At 66.9% G+C, this 726-nt stretch carries 1 protein-coding gene; it reads left to right on the top strand.

Translation table 11 applies throughout. The annotated features are described in order from the left end of the window. Positions 1–666, top strand: a 666-nt coding sequence (locus tag HCJ93_RS29045; protein ID WP_167998807.1) for a phosphocholine cytidylyltransferase family protein, incomplete at its 5' end; no start/stop codon positions are given. Between the last annotated feature and the right edge of the window lie 60 nt (positions 667–726).

The following is a 726-nucleotide window of genomic DNA, read 5'->3' as shown; positions in this document are numbered from 1 at the left end:
CCCGAAGGCTCCGAGGACGGGCTGACGGTCCTGGACCTGACGCTCGGCAACTTCGCGGAGGTCGGTCTGACCGAGGCCGCGATCATCGTCGGCTACCGCAAGGAGGCCGTCTACGAGCGCAAGGCGGCCCTGGAGGCCAAGTACGGCCTGAAGCTGACGCTGATCGACAACGACAAGGCCGAGGAGTGGAACAACGCCTACTCCCTGTGGTGCGGGCGTGAGGCGCTCAAGGACGGTGTGATCCTCGCCAACGGCGACACCGTGCACCCGGTGTCGGTGGAGAAGACGCTGCTGGCCGCCCGCGGCGACGGCAAGAAGATCATTCTCGCGCTGGACACGGTGAAGCGGCTCGCCGACGAGGAGATGAAGGTCGTCGTCGACCCCGAGAAGGGGATGCGGCGGATCACCAAGCTGATGGATCCGGCCGAGGCGACCGGTGAGTACATCGGTGTGACGCTGATCGAGGGCGAGGCGGCGGTGGAGCTGGCGGACGCGCTGCAGGCGACGTTCGAGCGGGACCCGCAGCTGTACTACGAGGACGGTTACCAGGAGCTGGTGAACCGCGGTTTCCGCATCGATGTGGCGCCGATCGGTGACGTGCAGTGGGTGGAGATCGACAACCACGACGACCTCGCCCGTGGACGGGAGATCGCGTGCCAGTACTGACCAGGCTCATTCCGTCCCCGGTCGTCGTGGACATCCGCCCGGGTGCCCTCGACGACCTGG

This window comes from Streptomyces composti, from assembly GCF_012034205.1.
In the GTDB taxonomy this organism is placed as follows: domain Bacteria; phylum Actinomycetota; class Actinomycetes; order Streptomycetales; family Streptomycetaceae; genus Streptomyces; species Streptomyces composti.
The sequence above is the reverse complement of the archived record's forward strand: the minus strand, read 5'-3'. Positions and strand labels throughout refer to the sequence as shown.